The 15,099-nt window shown below is 68.7% G+C and carries 18 protein-coding genes; 9 read left to right on the top strand and 9 right to left on the bottom strand.

All coding sequences use genetic code 11. The features are described 5' to 3' along the window. Positions 1-167 precede the first annotated feature (167 nt). The 6 genes from J3S89_RS08140 to J3S89_RS08115 all read left to right on the top strand — a co-directional run bounded on the left by J3S89_RS08140 (position 168) and on the right by J3S89_RS08115 (position 5,627). The gene (locus J3S89_RS08140) at positions 168-494 is read left to right on the top strand and encodes a phasin family protein (protein WP_217926995.1); all 327 of its coding nucleotides are present in this window, start codon (positions 168-170) and stop codon (positions 492-494) included. Positions 495-848: 354 nt separating this feature from the next. After that, positions 849-1,178 (top strand): ATP-dependent Clp protease adapter ClpS, encoded by a 330-nt coding sequence (gene clpS, locus J3S89_RS08135; RefSeq protein WP_217926994.1) that lies wholly within the window; start codon positions 849-851, stop codon positions 1,176-1,178. Between the two features lie 10 nt (positions 1,179-1,188). Then, positions 1,189-3,609: an ATP-dependent Clp protease ATP-binding subunit ClpA gene (gene clpA, locus J3S89_RS08130; RefSeq protein WP_217926993.1), complete on the top strand. Its 2,421-nt coding sequence runs from the start codon at positions 1,189-1,191 to the stop codon at positions 3,607-3,609. Between the two features lie 333 nt (positions 3,610-3,942). Further along, positions 3,943-4,329: a VOC family protein gene (locus J3S89_RS08125; protein WP_217926992.1), complete on the top strand. Its 387-nt coding sequence runs from the start codon at positions 3,943-3,945 to the stop codon at positions 4,327-4,329. 102 nt (positions 4,330-4,431) lie between these two features. Continuing rightward, the gene (locus J3S89_RS08120; protein WP_217926991.1) at positions 4,432-5,271 is read left to right on the top strand and encodes an AzlC family ABC transporter permease; all 840 of its coding nucleotides are present in this window, start codon (positions 4,432-4,434) and stop codon (positions 5,269-5,271) included. Next, complete coding sequence (locus tag J3S89_RS08115) at positions 5,268-5,627, top strand: AzlD domain-containing protein (RefSeq protein WP_217926990.1); 360 nt, start codon at positions 5,268-5,270, stop codon at positions 5,625-5,627. The genes J3S89_RS08120 and J3S89_RS08115 overlap by 4 nt, the downstream gene beginning before the upstream one ends. 22 nt (positions 5,628-5,649) lie before the next feature. On the opposite strand, the gene J3S89_RS08110 is transcribed toward J3S89_RS08115, so the two are convergent. The 6 genes from J3S89_RS08110 to J3S89_RS08085 form a co-directional block, all read right to left on the bottom strand. Continuing rightward, complete coding sequence (locus J3S89_RS08110; RefSeq protein ID WP_217926989.1) at positions 5,650-5,907, bottom strand: GlsB/YeaQ/YmgE family stress response membrane protein; 258 nt, start codon at positions 5,905-5,907, stop codon at positions 5,650-5,652. A gap of 43 nt (positions 5,908-5,950) precedes the next feature. Continuing rightward, on the bottom strand, positions 5,951-6,382 hold the full coding sequence (locus J3S89_RS08105; RefSeq protein WP_217926988.1) for an HIT family protein: 432 nt from the start codon (positions 6,380-6,382) through the stop codon (positions 5,951-5,953). A 71-nt stretch (positions 6,383-6,453) separates the two neighbouring features. Continuing rightward, positions 6,454-7,650, bottom strand: coding sequence for a GNAT family N-acetyltransferase (locus J3S89_RS08100; protein ID WP_420801292.1), 1,197 nt, complete (start codon positions 7,648-7,650; stop codon positions 6,454-6,456). A 138-nt stretch (positions 7,651-7,788) separates the two neighbouring features. Next, a complete protein-coding gene (locus J3S89_RS08095; RefSeq protein ID WP_217926987.1) occupies positions 7,789-8,112 on the bottom strand; it encodes a hypothetical protein in 324 nt (107 codons plus the stop codon). Between the two features lie 321 nt (positions 8,113-8,433). Further along, positions 8,434-9,219, bottom strand: coding sequence for a glycerophosphodiester phosphodiesterase family protein (locus J3S89_RS08090; RefSeq protein ID WP_217926986.1), 786 nt, complete (start codon positions 9,217-9,219; stop codon positions 8,434-8,436). Between the two features lie 33 nt (positions 9,220-9,252). Then, positions 9,253-9,714 (bottom strand): RidA family protein, encoded by a 462-nt coding sequence (locus J3S89_RS08085; protein ID WP_217926985.1) that lies wholly within the window; start codon positions 9,712-9,714, stop codon positions 9,253-9,255. A 245-nt stretch (positions 9,715-9,959) separates the two neighbouring features. On the opposite strand from J3S89_RS08085, the gene J3S89_RS08080 reads away from it, so the two are divergent. Then, positions 9,960-10,811, top strand: a complete 852-nt coding sequence (locus J3S89_RS08080) for a cell envelope integrity EipB family protein (RefSeq protein ID WP_217926984.1) — start codon at positions 9,960-9,962, stop codon at positions 10,809-10,811. Here the strand turns inward: J3S89_RS08080 and J3S89_RS08075 are convergent. From J3S89_RS08075 to J3S89_RS08065, 3 genes are read right to left on the bottom strand one after another with little or no spacing between them, the layout of a single operon-like run. Next, entirely contained in the window at positions 10,742-12,151 is a 1,410-nt protein-coding gene (locus tag J3S89_RS08075) for a DNA polymerase IV (protein WP_217926983.1), read from the bottom strand. The two genes, J3S89_RS08080 and J3S89_RS08075, sit on opposite strands and share 70 nt — an antisense overlap. A 37-nt stretch (positions 12,152-12,188) precedes the next feature. Beyond that, positions 12,189-12,896 carry an HAD family hydrolase gene (locus J3S89_RS08070; protein ID WP_217926982.1) on the bottom strand — a complete coding sequence of 236 codons (708 nt, stop codon included), beginning with the start codon at positions 12,894-12,896 and terminating at the stop codon, positions 12,189-12,191. Further along, positions 12,893-13,165 carry a DUF3572 domain-containing protein gene (locus tag J3S89_RS08065; RefSeq protein WP_217926981.1) on the bottom strand — a complete coding sequence of 91 codons (273 nt, stop codon included), beginning with the start codon at positions 13,163-13,165 and terminating at the stop codon, positions 12,893-12,895. Before J3S89_RS08065 ends, J3S89_RS08070 begins: the two co-directional genes overlap by 4 nt. A 150-nt stretch (positions 13,166-13,315) precedes the next feature. Between J3S89_RS08065 and J3S89_RS08060 the strand changes: the two genes are divergently transcribed. Next, positions 13,316-13,687 (top strand): response regulator, encoded by a 372-nt coding sequence (locus J3S89_RS08060; RefSeq protein WP_217926980.1) that lies wholly within the window; start codon positions 13,316-13,318, stop codon positions 13,685-13,687. Between the two features lie 16 nt (positions 13,688-13,703). Then, positions 13,704-15,074 (top strand): PleD family two-component system response regulator, encoded by a 1,371-nt coding sequence (locus J3S89_RS08055; protein WP_217926979.1) that lies wholly within the window; start codon positions 13,704-13,706, stop codon positions 15,072-15,074. Positions 15,075-15,099: the final 25 nt, after the last annotated feature.

Here is a 15,099-nt window from a genome sequence, read left to right as displayed (position 1 = left end):
CCGGTCCCCGGTTTTCTACTTATATTGCATTGCAAAAATCATGGTTGACCGCAGTGCGGGATATTGTATTATTGCACTGCAACATCGCGGAGGAAGTGCATACTCTTCCCGCGACGCCCCAAGATCGGGTATCCCCGCCGGGATGCCGACAGAGAGGATGGCCCAAGATGAACACCGTCGACGACATGCAGAAGCTCGCCAAGGAAAACGCCGAGAACGCCCAGAAGGCCTTCGGCACGCTGTCCAAGGGTCTGCAGACCATCGCCACCGAGATGACCGACTACTCCAAGAAGTCGTTCGAAGAGGGTTCGGCCGTCCTCGAGCAGCTCGCCGGCTGCAAGACCCTCGACAAGGTCGTCGAGATCCAGTCCGACTACGCGAAGAAGGCCTACGAGGGCCTCGTCGCCCAGTCGACCAAGATCGGCGAGCTCTACGTCGACCTCGCCAAGGAAATGGCCAAGCCCTTCGAGGCGATGATGCCCAAGGGCAAGTGATCCGGTCCGTCGCGCCGAGCGCCGCCGCCGGCCGCACGACGCGACACCGATCGCACGCGATGAAGGCCCGACCGGAAACGGTCGGGCCTTTTCGCGTTCGTGGTAGGCCTCTACCGCCGGCGCGGCGCCCCCTCCCGCGGCGCGAAGGGCGGGGCCGCGCACCTGCTCCGGGTTCCTTGCGGCCGCGCGCGGTTGCCCTAGAATAGTTGACGAACCATCCCCACATGGACCGGAGCGACGCGTCCGGGAGGGGCGGCGTTCAGGACGTCTCACCGGCCCCCGTGCCTTCGATCAACTCTGCCGCATGCTCGACGATCGAGCGTTCCCCGGCGAACCGATGCGTGTCGAAAGACCATGAGCCAAGACCCCCGCCAGCCCGACGACGAAGATCCCGATCTGGGCGTGGTGACGAAGACGCGTCCGAAGGTCAAGCGGCCGAGCCTCTATCGGGTTCTGCTGCTCAACGACGACTACACTCCGATGGAGTTCGTCATCCTGGTCCTCGAGCGTTTCTTCAACAAGGGTCGCGAGGAGGCGACGCGCATCATGCTGCACGTCCACCACCATGGTGTGGGGGAATGCGGCGTCTTCACCTACGAGGTGGCCGAGACCAAGGTCACCCAGGTGATGGACTTCGCCCGGAAGAACCAGCATCCGCTGCAGTGCGTCATGGAAAAGAAGTGAGGTTCTCCACGTGCCGTCCTTTTCCCGAAGCCTTGAGAAGGCCCTGCATCAGGCGCTCCACCTCGCCAACGAGCGACGTCAGGAATACGCGACCCTGGAGCATCTCCTGCTCGCGCTCCTCGAAGACGCCGACGCCGGCGCGGTCATGCGCGCCTGCAACGTCGACATCGACGTCCTGCGTCGCAACCTGATCGAATACGTCGACACCGAGCTCGAGAACCTCGTCACCGACGGCGACGACGACGCCAAGCCGACCGCAGGCTTCCAGCGCGTGATCCAGCGCGCGGTGATCCATGTCCAATCCTCCGGACGCGAGGAGGTGACCGGCGCCAACGTGCTCGTCGCCATCTTCGCCGAGCGCGAATCCCATGCGGCCTATTTCCTGCAAGAGCAGGACATGACCCGCTACGACGCGGTCAACTACATCAGCCACGGCATCGCCAAGCGGGCCGGCATGTCGGAGGCTCGGCCCCCTCGCGGAGCGGAGGAAGACATGTCGACCACGGAAACCACCGCCGAAACCAAGAAGAAGACCGATGCCCTCGAGGCGTATTGCGTCAACCTCAACGACAAGGCGGCCAAGGGCAAGATCGACCCTCTGATCGGCCGCGATGCCGAAATTTCGCGCACGATCCAGGTCCTGTGCCGTCGTTCCAAGAACAATCCGCTCTATGTCGGTGATCCCGGCGTCGGCAAGACCGCGATCGCGGAAGGGCTCGCCCGCCGCATCGTCGAGGGCGACGTGCCCGAGGTCCTGCTCGGCTCGACGGTCTTTTCCCTCGACATGGGCTCGCTTCTCGCCGGCACCCGCTACCGCGGCGACTTCGAGGAGCGCCTGAAGCAGGTCGTCAAGGAGATCGAGGAGTACCCCGGCGCCATCATGTTCATCGACGAGATCCACACCGTGATCGGTGCGGGCGCGACGTCGGGCGGCGCCATGGATGCCTCCAATCTGCTCAAGCCTGCCCTCGCATCGGGCACCGTGCGCTGCATCGGCTCGACCACCTACAAGGAATATCGCCAGTTCTTCGAGAAGGACCGGGCGCTCGTCCGCCGCTTCCAGAAGATCGACGTCAACGAGCCGTCGATCCCCGACGCGGTCGAGATCCTCAAGGGCCTCAAGCCCTATTTCGAGGAGCATCACAAGGTCCGCTACACCGCCGACGCCATCAAGGCGGCGGTGGAACTGGCGGCGCGCTACATCTCCGACCGCAAACTGCCCGACAAGGCGATCGACGTGATCGACGAGTCCGGCGCCGCGCAGATGCTGGTGACCGAGTCCAAGCGCCGCAAGGTGATCGGCGTCAAGGAGATCGAGGACACCATCGCCACCATGGCGCGGATCCCGCCGAAGTCGGTGTCCAAGAACGACGCCGCCCTGCTCGAGCATCTCGACGTCAATCTGAAGCGGGTCGTCTACGGCCAGGACAAGGCGATCGAGACGCTCGCCGCCGCGATCAAGCTCGCCCGCGCGGGCTTGCGCGAACCGGAGAAGCCGATCGGCTCCTACCTCTTCGCCGGCCCGACCGGCGTCGGCAAGACCGAGGTCGCCAAGCAACTCGCCACGCTGCTCGGCGTCGAGATGCTGCGCTTCGACATGTCGGAATACATGGAGCGCCACACCGTCAGCCGCCTCATCGGCGCGCCTCCCGGCTATGTCGGATTCGACCAGGGCGGCCTGCTCACCGACGGCGTCGATCAGCATCCCCATTGCGTCCTGCTGCTGGACGAGATCGAAAAGGCCCATCCGGACCTCTTCAACATCCTCCTGCAGGTGATGGACCACGGCAAGCTGACCGATCACAACGGCAAGTCGGTCGATTTCCGCAACGTCATCCTGATCATGACGACCAACGCCGGTGCCGCCGATCTCGCCAAGGCGCCGATCGGCTTCAACCGCGTGTCGCGCGAGGGGGACGACAAGGAGGCGATCAACAAGCTGTTCACGCCGGAGTTCCGCAACCGGCTCGACGCGATCGTCGCCTTCCAGAACCTGCCGATGGAGGTGATCCGTCAAGTCGTCTCCAAGTTCGTGATGCAGCTCGAGGCCCAGCTCGCCGACCGCAACGTCACCTTCGAGCTCGACGAGGCGGCGACCGACTGGCTCGCCACCCACGGCTACGATCGCCAGATGGGCGCGCGCCCGCTCGGTCGCGTCATCCAGGAGCACATCAAGAAGCCGCTCGCCGACGAGGTTCTGTTCGGCAAGCTGAAGCGGGGCGGCGTGGTCAAGGTGACGGTCGGCCCCGGCGAGGACGGGAAGGACGAGCTGAAGCTCGAGTCGATCCCGACCGTGACGGCGGTCGCCGTGCCGATGCCCGAGCCCGAGGTCAAGGCCAAGAAGACGGCCAAGCCCAAGAAGGCCAAGACCGGCCTGCCGGTCCCGGCCAAGTCCCGCTCGGTGGTCAAGAAGGCGCCGGCCGAGGAGTGATCCCGCCGGCCGGTCCGAAATCGCGAGGCCCGGGGAGCGATCCCCGGGCCTTCGTGTCTCAAGGCTCACGCACCGCGATCGCGGCTGTGGCTCCCCCTTCTCTCCTCGCGGGAGAGGGGCGCTCAGCGGCGGATGAGGCGCGCGCGTGAGCGGCAACTTCGCCTCCGCGTCCCTTCGCGCCCACGCCGGTCTTGACAGCGTTCACTCTATGTTCCAATCTGCGCGAACCGTCGCGGCGGGGATGTTCCCCTTGCCGAATCCGTCGCGACGAGCCGGTCCGGGCGCCTCGGGGGAGGTGCCCGAGGCGGCGCCCGTCGTTCGGAGGTTTCTCGCATGATCGATCACATCGGCTTTCCCGTCGCCGACCTCGCCCGTTCCAAGGCCTTCTACGAGAAGGCACTGGCGCCGCTCGGCTACACGGTCCTGATGGAGGTGAGCGCCGAGCTGACCGGGACCGATGCCCATGTCGGCTTCGGCGCCGACGGCAAGCCGGATTTCTGGCTCGCCTCGGGTGGCGCGATCGGCGGGCGGTTGCACGTCGCCTTCTCCGCGCCGGACCGCGCCACGGTCGATGCCTTCCATGCCGCGGCGCTCGCCGCCGGCGGCATCGACAACGGCGCGCCGGGCCTGCGTCCGCATTACCATCCGAACTATTGGGGTGCCTTCGTGCTCGATCCCGACGGGCACAACATCGAGGCGGTCTGCCACCGGCCGGTGTGAGCGGCGATCGCTCGCGGACCGGCTCTGCGGCGGGCGCGGTGACGGGGCCGAAGGCGCCGTGCTAGCCTCCACGCCTCGTCCCGCTCACCGGATCCCACCCGCATGCGCTCCACCGCCACCGATCGCCCGCCCGACGATCGATCGGCCCTCTCCTGGTTCCTCGCGGGGCAGCGCGCCTTCGTGTCGCTGCCGGCGTTGATCCTCATGGCCGCTTTCACCGGCTTCGGCGGTCTGGCGCAAGCGTCGGGCATGAGCCTGCCGCAGACGGTGTTCCTGGTCGCCTTCGTCTGGGCGCTGCCGTCGATGATCGTCGTGGTCGGCGCCGTCCAGGCCGGGACGCCGCTTCTCGCCACCATGCTCGCGGTCGCCCTGTCGGCGGCGCGGCTGATGCCGATGACCATGGCGCTGATGCCGGTGCTGCGCGCCGACAAGACCCCGAAATGGGTGCTCTACGCGCTCTCCCATTTCGTCGCCGTCACCGCCTGGGTGTTCGGCATGTCGAAGCTGCCGGATCTGCCGCGCGCCGCGCGCGTGCCCTATTTCGCCGGTTTCTCGTTGACGCTGACCGGCGTCAACATGATCGTCGCCGCCGCCTCGTGGTGGGCCGCCACCTCGCTGCCGCCGATCGCCGCCGCCGCGCTGGTGCTGCTGACCCCGCTCTATTTCATCCTGTCGCTGTGGCGGGCGGCGGCGCGCGCGCCGACCGATCGCCTCGCGCTGATCTTCGGCATGGCGGCGATGCCGGGCCTGCACGCGCTGTCGCCGCAGTTCGACCTGCTGCTGACAGGCCTCGTCGGCGGTGGTCTGGCGATCCTCGCCGGCCGCGTCCTGCCGAAGCCGGCGGCCCCCGAGAGCCCCGCCGCCCCAGCCGCCGACATCACGGCCGACCTCGGCCTCGACGGCGCCGACCGGGCGGGCCGGGACGGGGAGGGGGGACGATGAGCGAACTCTCCTTCCGCGCGATCGACGCGTGGTGGTGGCCCTGGGTGTTTCTGGCGATCGCAGGATGGTTCGCCAACGACGTCTGGCGTCTGCTCGGCGTCGCCTTTTCCGGCCGCCTCACCGAGGAGAGCCGGCTCTTCACGATCGTGAAGGCGGTGGCGACCGCGCTCGTCGCCGGGGTCATCGCCAAGCTGATCCTGTGGCCCTCGGGCGACCTCGCCGAGGCGAGCCTGGCGTTGCGTCTCGGCGCCGTGGCGATCGGCTTCGCGGCCTTTCGGTTGGGCGGCGAATCGGTCGCGATCGGCGTGATCTCCGGCGAGGCGGTGTTCCTCGGCGGCCGTCTCCTCGGCTGGTGAGCCGCGACGGCGGCCGCTTCGCTCAGCGCGACAGACGCGGCACCAGCGACAGAATCACCAGGATGATCACCGAGCCGATCGCCGCATGGAGGATCTGGCCGATCAGGCCGTGGCCGAGGAAGAAGCCGAAGCGCGGCAGCACGTAGCCCGCCACCGCCGCCCCGACGATGCCGAGCACCGCATTGGCGAAGAAGCCGAAGCCGCCGCCCTTGACCACGAGGCCGGCGAGCCAGCCGGCGACGGCGCCCACCAGGATCCAGGCGATGAAACCGACGATCATGGGATGTCTCCTCGTGGGGTCGTCCGCAACGGGGCGCGGCGGTTCAGGCCGCCGCGAGCGCCGCGCGCAGCTTCTCGGCATGGGCGGCGAGCACCTTCTGATCGGCGAAGGGGCGCGGCAGCGGCCGCACCTTGTCCGCCGCCTGGCGCGGCAGCACGTGGACGTGGAGATGGAACACCTCCTGCCCGCCGGCCGCCTCCGAGAACTGCTGCACGGTGATGCCGTCGGCGAGGAAGGCGGTCTTGGCGGCGCGGGCGATCTTCTGCACGGTGGTCATCACCGCCAGGAGATCCTCGGGGCGCACGTCGAGGATGTTGCGCGCCTTGGCCTTGGGAATCACCAGCACGTGACCGTCCACCGCCGGCATGATGTCCATGAAGGCGAGCGTCTGCGCGTCCTCGTAGACCACGTGAGCCGGAATCTCGCCACGCAGGATCTTGGCGAAGACGTTGGAATCGTCATAGGCGACGGTCATCGGAGGGGTCCTCTCGAGGAATGATCCGCCGGACTGTCCCCCTCGGGGGCCGGCGGGTCAAGGTGGGGAAGTCACGTCTGGCGAGGTCGATCGGCATAGGGCGAGGCCGCCAGCAGATCCGCGTCGATTTCCGCGACGTCGGCGCGCTCGGCCTCGAGGAAGCGCGCGACCGCCGCGCGGAATCCGGGATCGGCGATGTGATGCGCCGAGGTCGTGGTCACCGGCAGATAGCCGCGGGCGATCTTGTGCTCGCCCTGCGCCCCGGCCTCGACCCGCGACAATCCCCGCGCGATCGCCCAGTCGATCGCCTGATGGTAGCACAGCTCGAAATGCAGGAACGGCCGTTCCTCGACCGCGCCCCACCAGCGCCCGTAGAGCGCGTCGGCGCCGATGAAGTTGAGCGCCCCGGCGATCGGCCGTTCGCCGTCATAGGCGAGAACCAGGAGGAGCCGGTCGGCCATGGTCTCGCCGATCGCCCGGAAGAAGGCGCGGTTGAGATAGGGCCGGCCCCATTTGCGCGATCCGGTGTCGAGATAGAAGGCGAAGAAGGCATCCCAATGCGCCTCCTCGAGCGCGTCGCCGGTCAGCGCGACGATGTCGAGCCCGGCCTGGGCCTCGCGCCGTTCGCGCGCCAACTGCTTGCGCTTGCGCCCGAGGAGCGTCGCCAGGAAGTCCTGGTAGTCTCGGTAGCCGCGATTGGGGAAATGGAACTGGCGATCCTGCCGGATCGCCCAGCCGGCCGCCTCGAACACCGCCACGTCCTCGGGAGCGAGAAAGGTCGCATGCGCCGAGGAGAGCCGCGCCTCCGCCACGAACCCCTCGAGCCCGGCGACGAGCGCCCGCCGCCCCTCGTCGCGCCCGTCGGCCGACCACAACCGCGAGCCCGGCACCGGCGTGAACGGCACGGAGACCTGGAGCTTCGGATAGTAGCGCCCGCCGGCCCGCGTCCAGGCCTGCGCCCAGCCGTGATCGAAGACGTATTCGCCCTGGCTGTGCGCCTTGAGGAACGACGGGGCGATCGCCGCCGGCCGGCCGTCGTCGCCGTCGACCACGAGATAGCGCGGATGCCAGCCGCTCTCCGGCCCGATCGAGCCCGACGTCTCCAGGGCATGGAAGAAGGCGTGGGAGAGAAACGGATCGGCCGGCCGCCCGTCGGCGAGCCGCCCCGCGCCCCCGGCGGCATGGTCCCAGTCGGCGCGCCCGATCTCCTCGATCGAGCCGACCACGCGGATCGTGATCTCGTCGCGCTCTGTGGTCGATCCTGTCACCGATCGCGTCCTCGTCTGGGGTCCGTCGTGACGGAAGGATAAGGAATTTCACGGATCCGGCCAAGCCGATCGCCGGGCCGTCAAGCGAAAGAGCCGACCTCCCGGGGGAGATCGGCTCTTTCGTCGCGCCTGGAAGGCTCAGCGGCAGACGCGGCGGAAGTGGAGATCGCCCCAGCGATCGCGCCATTCCTCGCGCCAGCAGCGCTGCGGACGGATGTCGTCCTCTTCCTGATAGACCCGCGCCGGACGCGGACGGCGGCGCACGACCACCTCCTCGTCGAGCGGTTCGGGACGGGCGCTCTCGGCGAGCGCCCCGCCCAGGATCAGGCCGCCGATCAGGCCGGCGGCTCCGGCGGCGACGGCGGCACCGTCGTCGGCGTGCGCCGGCGCGACGAGGCCGGCGTTGGCGGTGAGCAGTGTCGCCACGGCGACCACGGCGATGATGAGCTTCTTGACGTCCATGCTTCCGACCTCTGACGGGTTCCCCGGGCGGATCCGCCCTCCGAATGACGAGGGAAGGATGAACCGGAAAGCCTCAACCAATTCCGAACGCGATGTTCAGATGCGGTTCAGGCGGAAATACGGCGGAGCCGAGCGCATCGCGGCGGCGAACGCGACGAAGTCGGCGGCCGCGCCGCCTCGCCGCGCAGGCCACCACCGGCATCGACGCTTTCGGCGACATGCTCTCACCTCGGTTCTGGTCCGTCCGGACGAGGGTGCGGCACGGCGGTCGGATGCTCCGATGGCGGAGATGAACGGGAGCCGAATGAAATTGCCGAAACGTCAATTCGCGGGATCCGGACGGGCGGCCGCCGGGGCCGCGGGGTCGAATCCCTCGAACACGATCTGATCGGCCCATCGCGCCGCCTTCGCCCTCTGGTCCGCCGTCCGCACCGTCCAGGTGATCACCGGCCGGTCGAACAGGCGCCGGGCGATCGACGGTCCGAGCGCCGGCAGATCGTCGATCGAATAGGAGACGAAGTCCGGCCGCGACCACGGCGCGTGCAGGAGATGGGTGAGGACGAAGCGCCGTGCGGCCCCCATGCCGCCGTACCATTTGGGATCGCGCGCCCGTTCCGCGACGATGCCGTGGGCGAGATGCGGCATCACCCGATGGGCGACGGCGACCAGACGCGGATCGAACGACTTGGTCACCACCGGCCCGGCATAGCCCCGGAGCGCGTCCGCCACCCGTTCGACGAGCCCCGTCTCGACGTCGGGCCCGAACGTGCTCTTCAGCTCGATCACCAGCCCGACCCGGCCGTCGATCGTGGCGAGCAACTGGCCGAGGCTCGGGATCGCCGCGTCGGTGCCGCGCATCGTCAGCGCCGCGAGTTCGGCGAAGGTTCGGTCGGCGACGCGTCCCTCGGCGGTCGTCAGCCGCTCGAGCGTGTCGTCGTGGAAGACCACGACCTCGGCGTCGGCCGACAGCAACACGTCGCATTCGATCGAGAAGCCGCGCACGACCGCCGCGCGGGCGGCGGGAAGCGTGTTCTCGATCACGCCGGCGGCGGCGTCGTGGAGACCGCGATGGGCGATCGGGCGGCGGGTGAGCCAGGAGAAGTCCATCGGGCCTCCGAGGGGCGTGAGGAGAGGAGGGCCTCAGGCGATCTCGAAGATGCCCTCGACCTCGACGGCGACGCCGAACGGCAGGGCCGCGACCCCGACCGCCGAACGCGCATGACGACCGCGATCGCCGAACACCTCGACCATCAGATCGGAGGCGCCGTTGACCACCTTGGGATGATCGCCGAAATCCAGTGTCGAATTGACGAACCCCGTGAGCTTCACGACGCGGACGAGCTTGTCGAGGTCGCCGGTGGCGGCCTTCACCTGGGCGATGAGGTTGATCGCGCAGAGCTTCGCGGCGGCGCGGCCGAAGTCGACGTCGGCGTCCGCCCCGAGCTTGCCGACGAATTCGAGCCCCTTCGGCCCCATCGGCACCTGGCCGGAGACGAACAGGAGATCGCCGCTGCGCACGAAGGGCACGTAGTTGGCGGCGGGGGCGGCAGGCGTCGGCAGGTCGATGCCGAGATCCTTCAGGCGCGCTTCGATCGAGCTCATGCGTCGTCTCCCGTGGTCTGGTCGTGGGCCGGCCCTTCATGTCGGATTCCCCCCGGCGCCGCAATCGCGCCGCCGCATGCGAGATCGGCGTCGGGAGACGCCGCGCGGGGGGGCGCCGTGCGGGCCGCGTTCACCCTGCCGCGTCGGTCGCGTTGAATTCGCCACAGTCGCCGGGCATGAAGCAGGGATGAGCGCCTGGGGCTCCGTACCCCCGAGCCCCCGTGCGACCGGAGGAAACCGTCACGATGCCTTTCGTTCTCGCCCGCCGCGCGGCCGCCGCCGCCCTTCTCGCCACCGTCGCGATCGGCGCCGACACCGTCGCGGCCGAGCCGGCGGCGCCGGACTTCGCCGGCCACCGCGCCGTCTACGAGATGCATCTCGACGGCCGCACCGACCGTTCCGAGATCGGCGCGGTCGAGGGACGGCTCGTCTATGAGTTCAGCGGATCGAAATGCGAGGGCTGGGCGAGTCGTTTCCGCCTCGTCACCCGGCTCGATCCGGTCGAGGGCCGTTCGCGGCTGACCGATCTGCGCACGTCGTCCTTCGAGAGCGGCGACGGCCGCGCCTTCGATTTCCTCAACGAGAATTGGGTCGATCGGATCAAGGTCGAGGAGACCAAGGGCAGCGCCGCGCGCGACGGCGGGTCCGTCCGGGTCCGCCTCGAGCGCCCCGCCGCCAAGGAGGTCGTCCTGCCCGCCGGCGTCCGCTTCCCGACCGATCACCTGCGCGCCATCGTCGCGGCGGCGGAAGCGGGCAAGACCCTCACCGAGATCGACCTCTACGACGGCTCCGAGACGGGCGAGAAGCCCTATCGCACCTCGGTGGTGATCGGCCGCGAGGAGACCGGCGCCGACGATACCGCCAAGGAACCGGCCGCCGCCGCGGATCTCCTCAAGGGGCACCGCCGCTGGCCGGTCTCGATCTCCTTCTTCGACCTCTCCAAGGTCGATCAGGGCGAGATGACGCCGGATTATCAGCTGAGCTTTCTGCTCTACGACAACGGCGTTTCGCGGCGCCTGCGCTTCGACTACGGGTCCTTCTCGCTCAGCGGCGATCTCTCGGCGCTGACCCCCTTGCCGTCCGCCGCCTGCCCCTGAGACGGGGCCTCGTCCCGCGTCTGCGCGCGCGGCTCGGCGCGCGGGCGCGGGCTGAACACCCGGCCGGGCGCCACGACGTCGGCGCCGAACCGGCGCTTCAGATCGTCGATCGCCGCCTCGGCCTTGGCGCGCCGCCCGGCGCTCTCGTCGACGAGATCCGGCGGATCGCAGAATTCGATCGGCGTCAGGTCCGCCACGCCGATGCCGATCAGGCGGAACCGGCGGCCGTCGGTCTCCCGCTTCAGAAGTTCGGCGCCGGTACGGAAGATGCGATCGCCGAGCGCGGTCGGATCGGCGAGCCGGCGATTGCGGGTCAGCGTCTTGAAATCGTGGGTCTTCAGCCGGAGTTGGATGGTGAAACCGCCGATCCCGTGCGCCTTCAGCCGGCCCGAGACCTTGGTCGCCAGCCGGAACAGGATCGTCTCGAGCGCCGCGTGGTCGGAGAGATCCGTCTCGAGCGTGATCTCGTTGGAGATCGACTTGATCTCGTCGCTGGGGTCGACCACTCGCCGATCGTGCCCCTCGGCCAGTTCCTTCAGCCGGCGCCCGAGCACGCCGAACCGACGGAAGAGCTGCGCCTCGTCGGCCCGTCGCAGGTCGGCGATGGTGCGGAACCCCTCCGCGTGGAGCGCCTCGGCGGTCGCCTTGCCGACGCCCCAGATCGTGGTGACCGGGCGCGGCGCCAGGAAATCCGCCGTCTCCGCCCGGCCGATCACCGAGAAGCCGCGCGGCTTGTCGAGATCGGAGGCGATCTTGGCGAGGAACTTGTTGTGGCTGAGCCCGACCGAAACGGTGATCCCCACCTCGCGTTCGACCCGCGACGCGAATCGCGCCAGCGTCAGCGCCGGCGAGCCGTGATGCAGCAATTCGGTGCCGGAGAGATCGAGGAAGGCCTCGTCGATCGACAGCGGCTCCACCAGCGGCGTGAGTTCGCCCATCATCCGCCGGATCTCGTGGCCGACGCGGGTGTATTTCTCCATGTTCGGCCGGATCACCACGGCCTCGGGGCATTTCTCGAGTGCCTGCCACATCGGCATCGCCGAGCGCACCCCGGAGATCCGCGCCACGTAGCAACAGGTCGAGACGACCCCGCGTTTGCCGCCACCGACGATCACCGGCTTGTCCTGGAGAGAAGGATCGTCGCGCTTCTCGATCGAGGCATAGAAGGCGTCGCAGTCGATGTGCGCGATCGCCAGCTCCCCGAGCTCCGGATGGGCGAGGAGGCGCGGGCTGCCGCATTTGGGGCAGCGCGTCGCCTCGACCCGCGTCGGCGTCAGGCAGACCCGGCAGAAGGCGAGGGGACGCGGCACGTCCGGGGCAGGGGCTGTCGGGTCACGCATCGATCCGCCTCGCTCGACGGATGAGGGGAGAATGAGTCTACGCGTCCGCTCCGCCGCCGACAATCGGCAGGCCCGCCTCGTCCCCACCGATCAGGCCGCCGATCGCCCGCTCGACCGTCCCCCAGTCGCGCGTCCTGAGCCAGGTCCCGCCGACCTCCGGCGCCATCGCGAACCATGCGGGATCGGCGACGAAATGGACGAGCCGGATCGCCTCGACCGCCTGACGGGCGGCGGCGAGGTGGTTGGGTCCGTCGTCGACGAAGATCACCGGACAGCCCGACGCGCGCGCCCGCGCGGCCGTGGCGAGGGTGGCGAGCGCCGGCCCCTTCGATCCCTCGTTGGCGATCATCGGCAGCGCGAGCCCGAGCCGGCCGAGATGGGCCGCCCGCCGCTCGGCCTGGGCCGCCGGTACGTTGGTCAGGAGGACGACGTCGGCGTACGCCGCGAGCCGGGTCAGCGCGGCGACCGCGCCCTCGACCGGCGGCTGGCTCTCGACCTCGGCGCGGAAGAAGGCGTCGATCAGCTCCTTGACCAACGCGCTTGGGATCGCCTGTCCGCCGCCGATCTTGGTGACGTTGCCGGTGATCGCGAAGGAGCGCGGTTCGAGCCGGAAGCCGTGGCGCTCGAGGAAGGCGGCGAGGGGGGCGATGAACTGCAACACCACCTCGTCGACGTCGACGACCGCGAGCGGACGCCCGGACGGGGCGTGCGCCTCGGCGCCGTCGATCAGCCGCATGGTGCTCATGAGAGATCCGACGCGGGGTCGAGGGCGTGGCGCGCCGCGACGATCGTCACCGGCCGCATCCGCCGACGCTCGGCGAAGGTGAGGAGCAGGCTCTCGTCGCCCATCAGATACTCGAGCACGGCCGCGAAGAACCCCGGCTCGGCCGCCGCCGCGCGCAAGTTCTCCGGCCCGAGGCCGGTCGCCCCGAGAAAACGCCCGAGCACTTCCCCGTCCTCCGCCAGGAACGACAGGGCGGCGACGGCGATCTCGACCGCGTCCTCCTGCGACATCCTTTCACGACTCGGAAACCCTGTCGTACGTCTCACATCTCAGCCTTAATCACTTTGTTCAGAGAATCGATGTTAGCGTCCCTCGCAGGGAAAAGCATCGACGGCCTGTTCGTCCGGGGACGACCGATGGATCGGTCGGGGGAGTGGAAGATGGCGAAGACGGTCCTCATCGTGGAGGACAACGAGCTCAACATGAAGCTCTTCCACGATCTCTTGGAAGCGCACGGCTACCGCACATTGCAGAGCCGCAACGGCTTCGATGCGATGGACGTCGCCCGCGCCGATCGTCCCGATCTGATCCTCATGGACATCCAATTGCCGGAGGTCTCCGGCCTCGAAGTCACCAAGTGGCTGAAGGAGGACGACGATCTGCGCTCGATCCCGGTCATCGCCGTGACCGCCTTCGCGATGAAGGGGGACGAGGAACGCATCCGTCAGGGCGGCTGTGAGGCCTATATCTCCAAGCCGATTTCCGTCGCCAAGTTCCTGGAGACGGTGAAGTCCTATCTCGGTGATGCGTGAGTTCGGGTGAGACGAGATGACGGGTCGCGTTCTGGTCGTCGACGACATTCCTGCCAACGTCAAACTGCTCGAGGCGCGTCTCGGCGCCGAATATTTCGACGTCGTCTCCGCCCTGTCGGGTGAGGAGGCGCTCGCCCAGTGCCTCCGCACGATGCCGGACATCGTGCTGCTCGACGTGATGATGCCCGGCATGGACGGGTTCGAGGTGTGCCGGCGGCTGAAGGCCGATCCGCGCACGCTGCACATTCCCGTGGTGATGGTCACCGCGCTCGATCAGATCTCCGACCGGGTCAAGGGGCTCGAGGCGGGCGCCGACGACTTCCTCACCAAGCCGGTCAACGACACCGCCCTCGTCACCCGCGTGAAGAGCCTCGTCCGCCTCAAGGCCCTCACCGACGAGTTGCGCCTGCGCTCCGCCTCCGGCCGCGATCTCGGCCTCGACGACGGTTTCGATCCGCGCATCTTCACCGAGGTGCCGCACGGCCGGATCCTGCTCGTCGACGATCGCCGCTCGAGCTTCGAGCGCCTCCAGGCCTCGCTCGGCGGCCGCCACACCCTCACCGTCGAGACCGATCCGCAGCAGGCGCTGTTCCGCGTCGCCGACGGCGATTTCGATCTCGTCATCGTCAGCCTCGGACTGGCGAATTTCGACGCCCTGCGGCTGGTCTCGCAGATGCGCTCGCTGGAGCGCACTCGGATGCTGCCGATCCTGCTCCTCGCCGAGCAGGAGGACCGCACCCGCCTGCTGCGCGGCCTCGATCTCGGCGTCAACGACTATCTGGTCCGCCCGATCGATCGCCAGGAACTGCTCGCTCGCGTCGCCACCCAGATCCGCCGCAAGCACTATACCGATCGCCTGCGCGACACCGTCCAGCAGACCATGGAGATGGCCGTCACCGACGGTCTCACCGGCCTCCACAATCGCCGCTTCATGACCACCCACATGGAGCAGACCCTGGAACAGGCCCATCGTCACGGCCGTTCGCTCTCGGTGATGATCGCCGACATGGATCACTTCAAGGCGGTCAACGACACCTACGGCCACGACGCCGGCGACGCGGTGCTGCGCGAATTGGCCGAGCGCATCCGCTCCTCGATTCGCGGCGCCGATCTCGCCTGCCGCTACGGCGGCGAGGAATTCGTGGTGATCATGCCCGACACCGATCTCTCCGCCGCCGGCATCGTCGCCGAGCGCATCCGCGAGCGGATCGCCGCCGAACCCTTCCGCCTGCCCGACGGCCGCCTGCTGCCGCGCACCATCTCGATCGGCATCGGCGCGCTCGAGGGCGCCCACGACACCTGCGAGACCATCATGAAGCGCGCCGACGGCGGGCTCTACGAGGCCAAGGAGAGCGGGCGCAACCGGGTCGTCTCGCGCGCGGCGTGACCACAGGGCTGCGGCCGGACCCGGG

It is taken from the genome of Pinisolibacter aquiterrae (assembly GCF_019160155.1).
GTDB lineage: Bacteria > Pseudomonadota > Alphaproteobacteria > Rhizobiales > Ancalomicrobiaceae > Pinisolibacter > Pinisolibacter aquiterrae.
This window is presented reverse-complemented; position numbering and strand designations above follow the sequence as displayed.

Bases quoted from the DNA above. Each gene is read 5' to 3' on its own strand.
- J3S89_RS08140 (WP_217926995.1), top strand. From the start codon at position 168: ATGAACACCGTCGACGACATGCAGAAGCTCGCCAAGGAAAACGCCGAG.
- J3S89_RS08055 (WP_217926979.1), top strand. From the start codon at position 13,704: ATGACGGGTCGCGTTCTGGTCGTCGACGACATTCCTGCCAACGTCAAA.
- clpS (WP_217926994.1), top strand. From the start codon at position 849: ATGAGCCAAGACCCCCGCCAGCCCGACGACGAAGATCCCGATCTGGGC.
- J3S89_RS08120 (WP_217926991.1), top strand. From the start codon at position 4,432: ATGCGCTCCACCGCCACCGATCGCCCGCCCGACGATCGATCGGCCCTC.
- J3S89_RS08070 (WP_217926982.1), bottom strand. From the start codon at position 12,896: ATGAGCACCATGCGGCTGATCGACGGCGCCGAGGCGCACGCCCCGTCC.
- J3S89_RS08075 (WP_217926983.1), bottom strand. From the start codon at position 12,151: ATGCGTGACCCGACAGCCCCTGCCCCGGACGTGCCGCGTCCCCTCGCC.
- J3S89_RS08095 (WP_217926987.1), bottom strand. From the start codon at position 8,112: ATGGACGTCAAGAAGCTCATCATCGCCGTGGTCGCCGTGGCGACACTG.
- J3S89_RS08090 (WP_217926986.1), bottom strand. From the start codon at position 9,219: ATGGACTTCTCCTGGCTCACCCGCCGCCCGATCGCCCATCGCGGTCTC.
- J3S89_RS08080 (WP_217926984.1), top strand. From the start codon at position 9,960: ATGCCTTTCGTTCTCGCCCGCCGCGCGGCCGCCGCCGCCCTTCTCGCC.
- J3S89_RS08105 (WP_217926988.1), bottom strand. From the start codon at position 6,382: ATGACCGTCGCCTATGACGATTCCAACGTCTTCGCCAAGATCCTGCGT.
- J3S89_RS08125 (WP_217926992.1), top strand. From the start codon at position 3,943: ATGATCGATCACATCGGCTTTCCCGTCGCCGACCTCGCCCGTTCCAAG.
- J3S89_RS08060 (WP_217926980.1), top strand. From the start codon at position 13,316: ATGGCGAAGACGGTCCTCATCGTGGAGGACAACGAGCTCAACATGAAG.
- J3S89_RS08115 (WP_217926990.1), top strand. From the start codon at position 5,268: ATGAGCGAACTCTCCTTCCGCGCGATCGACGCGTGGTGGTGGCCCTGG.
- J3S89_RS08065 (WP_217926981.1), bottom strand. From the start codon at position 13,165: ATGTCGCAGGAGGACGCGGTCGAGATCGCCGTCGCCGCCCTGTCGTTC.
- J3S89_RS08085 (WP_217926985.1), bottom strand. From the start codon at position 9,714: ATGAGCTCGATCGAAGCGCGCCTGAAGGATCTCGGCATCGACCTGCCG.
- J3S89_RS08110 (WP_217926989.1), bottom strand. From the start codon at position 5,907: ATGATCGTCGGTTTCATCGCCTGGATCCTGGTGGGCGCCGTCGCCGGC.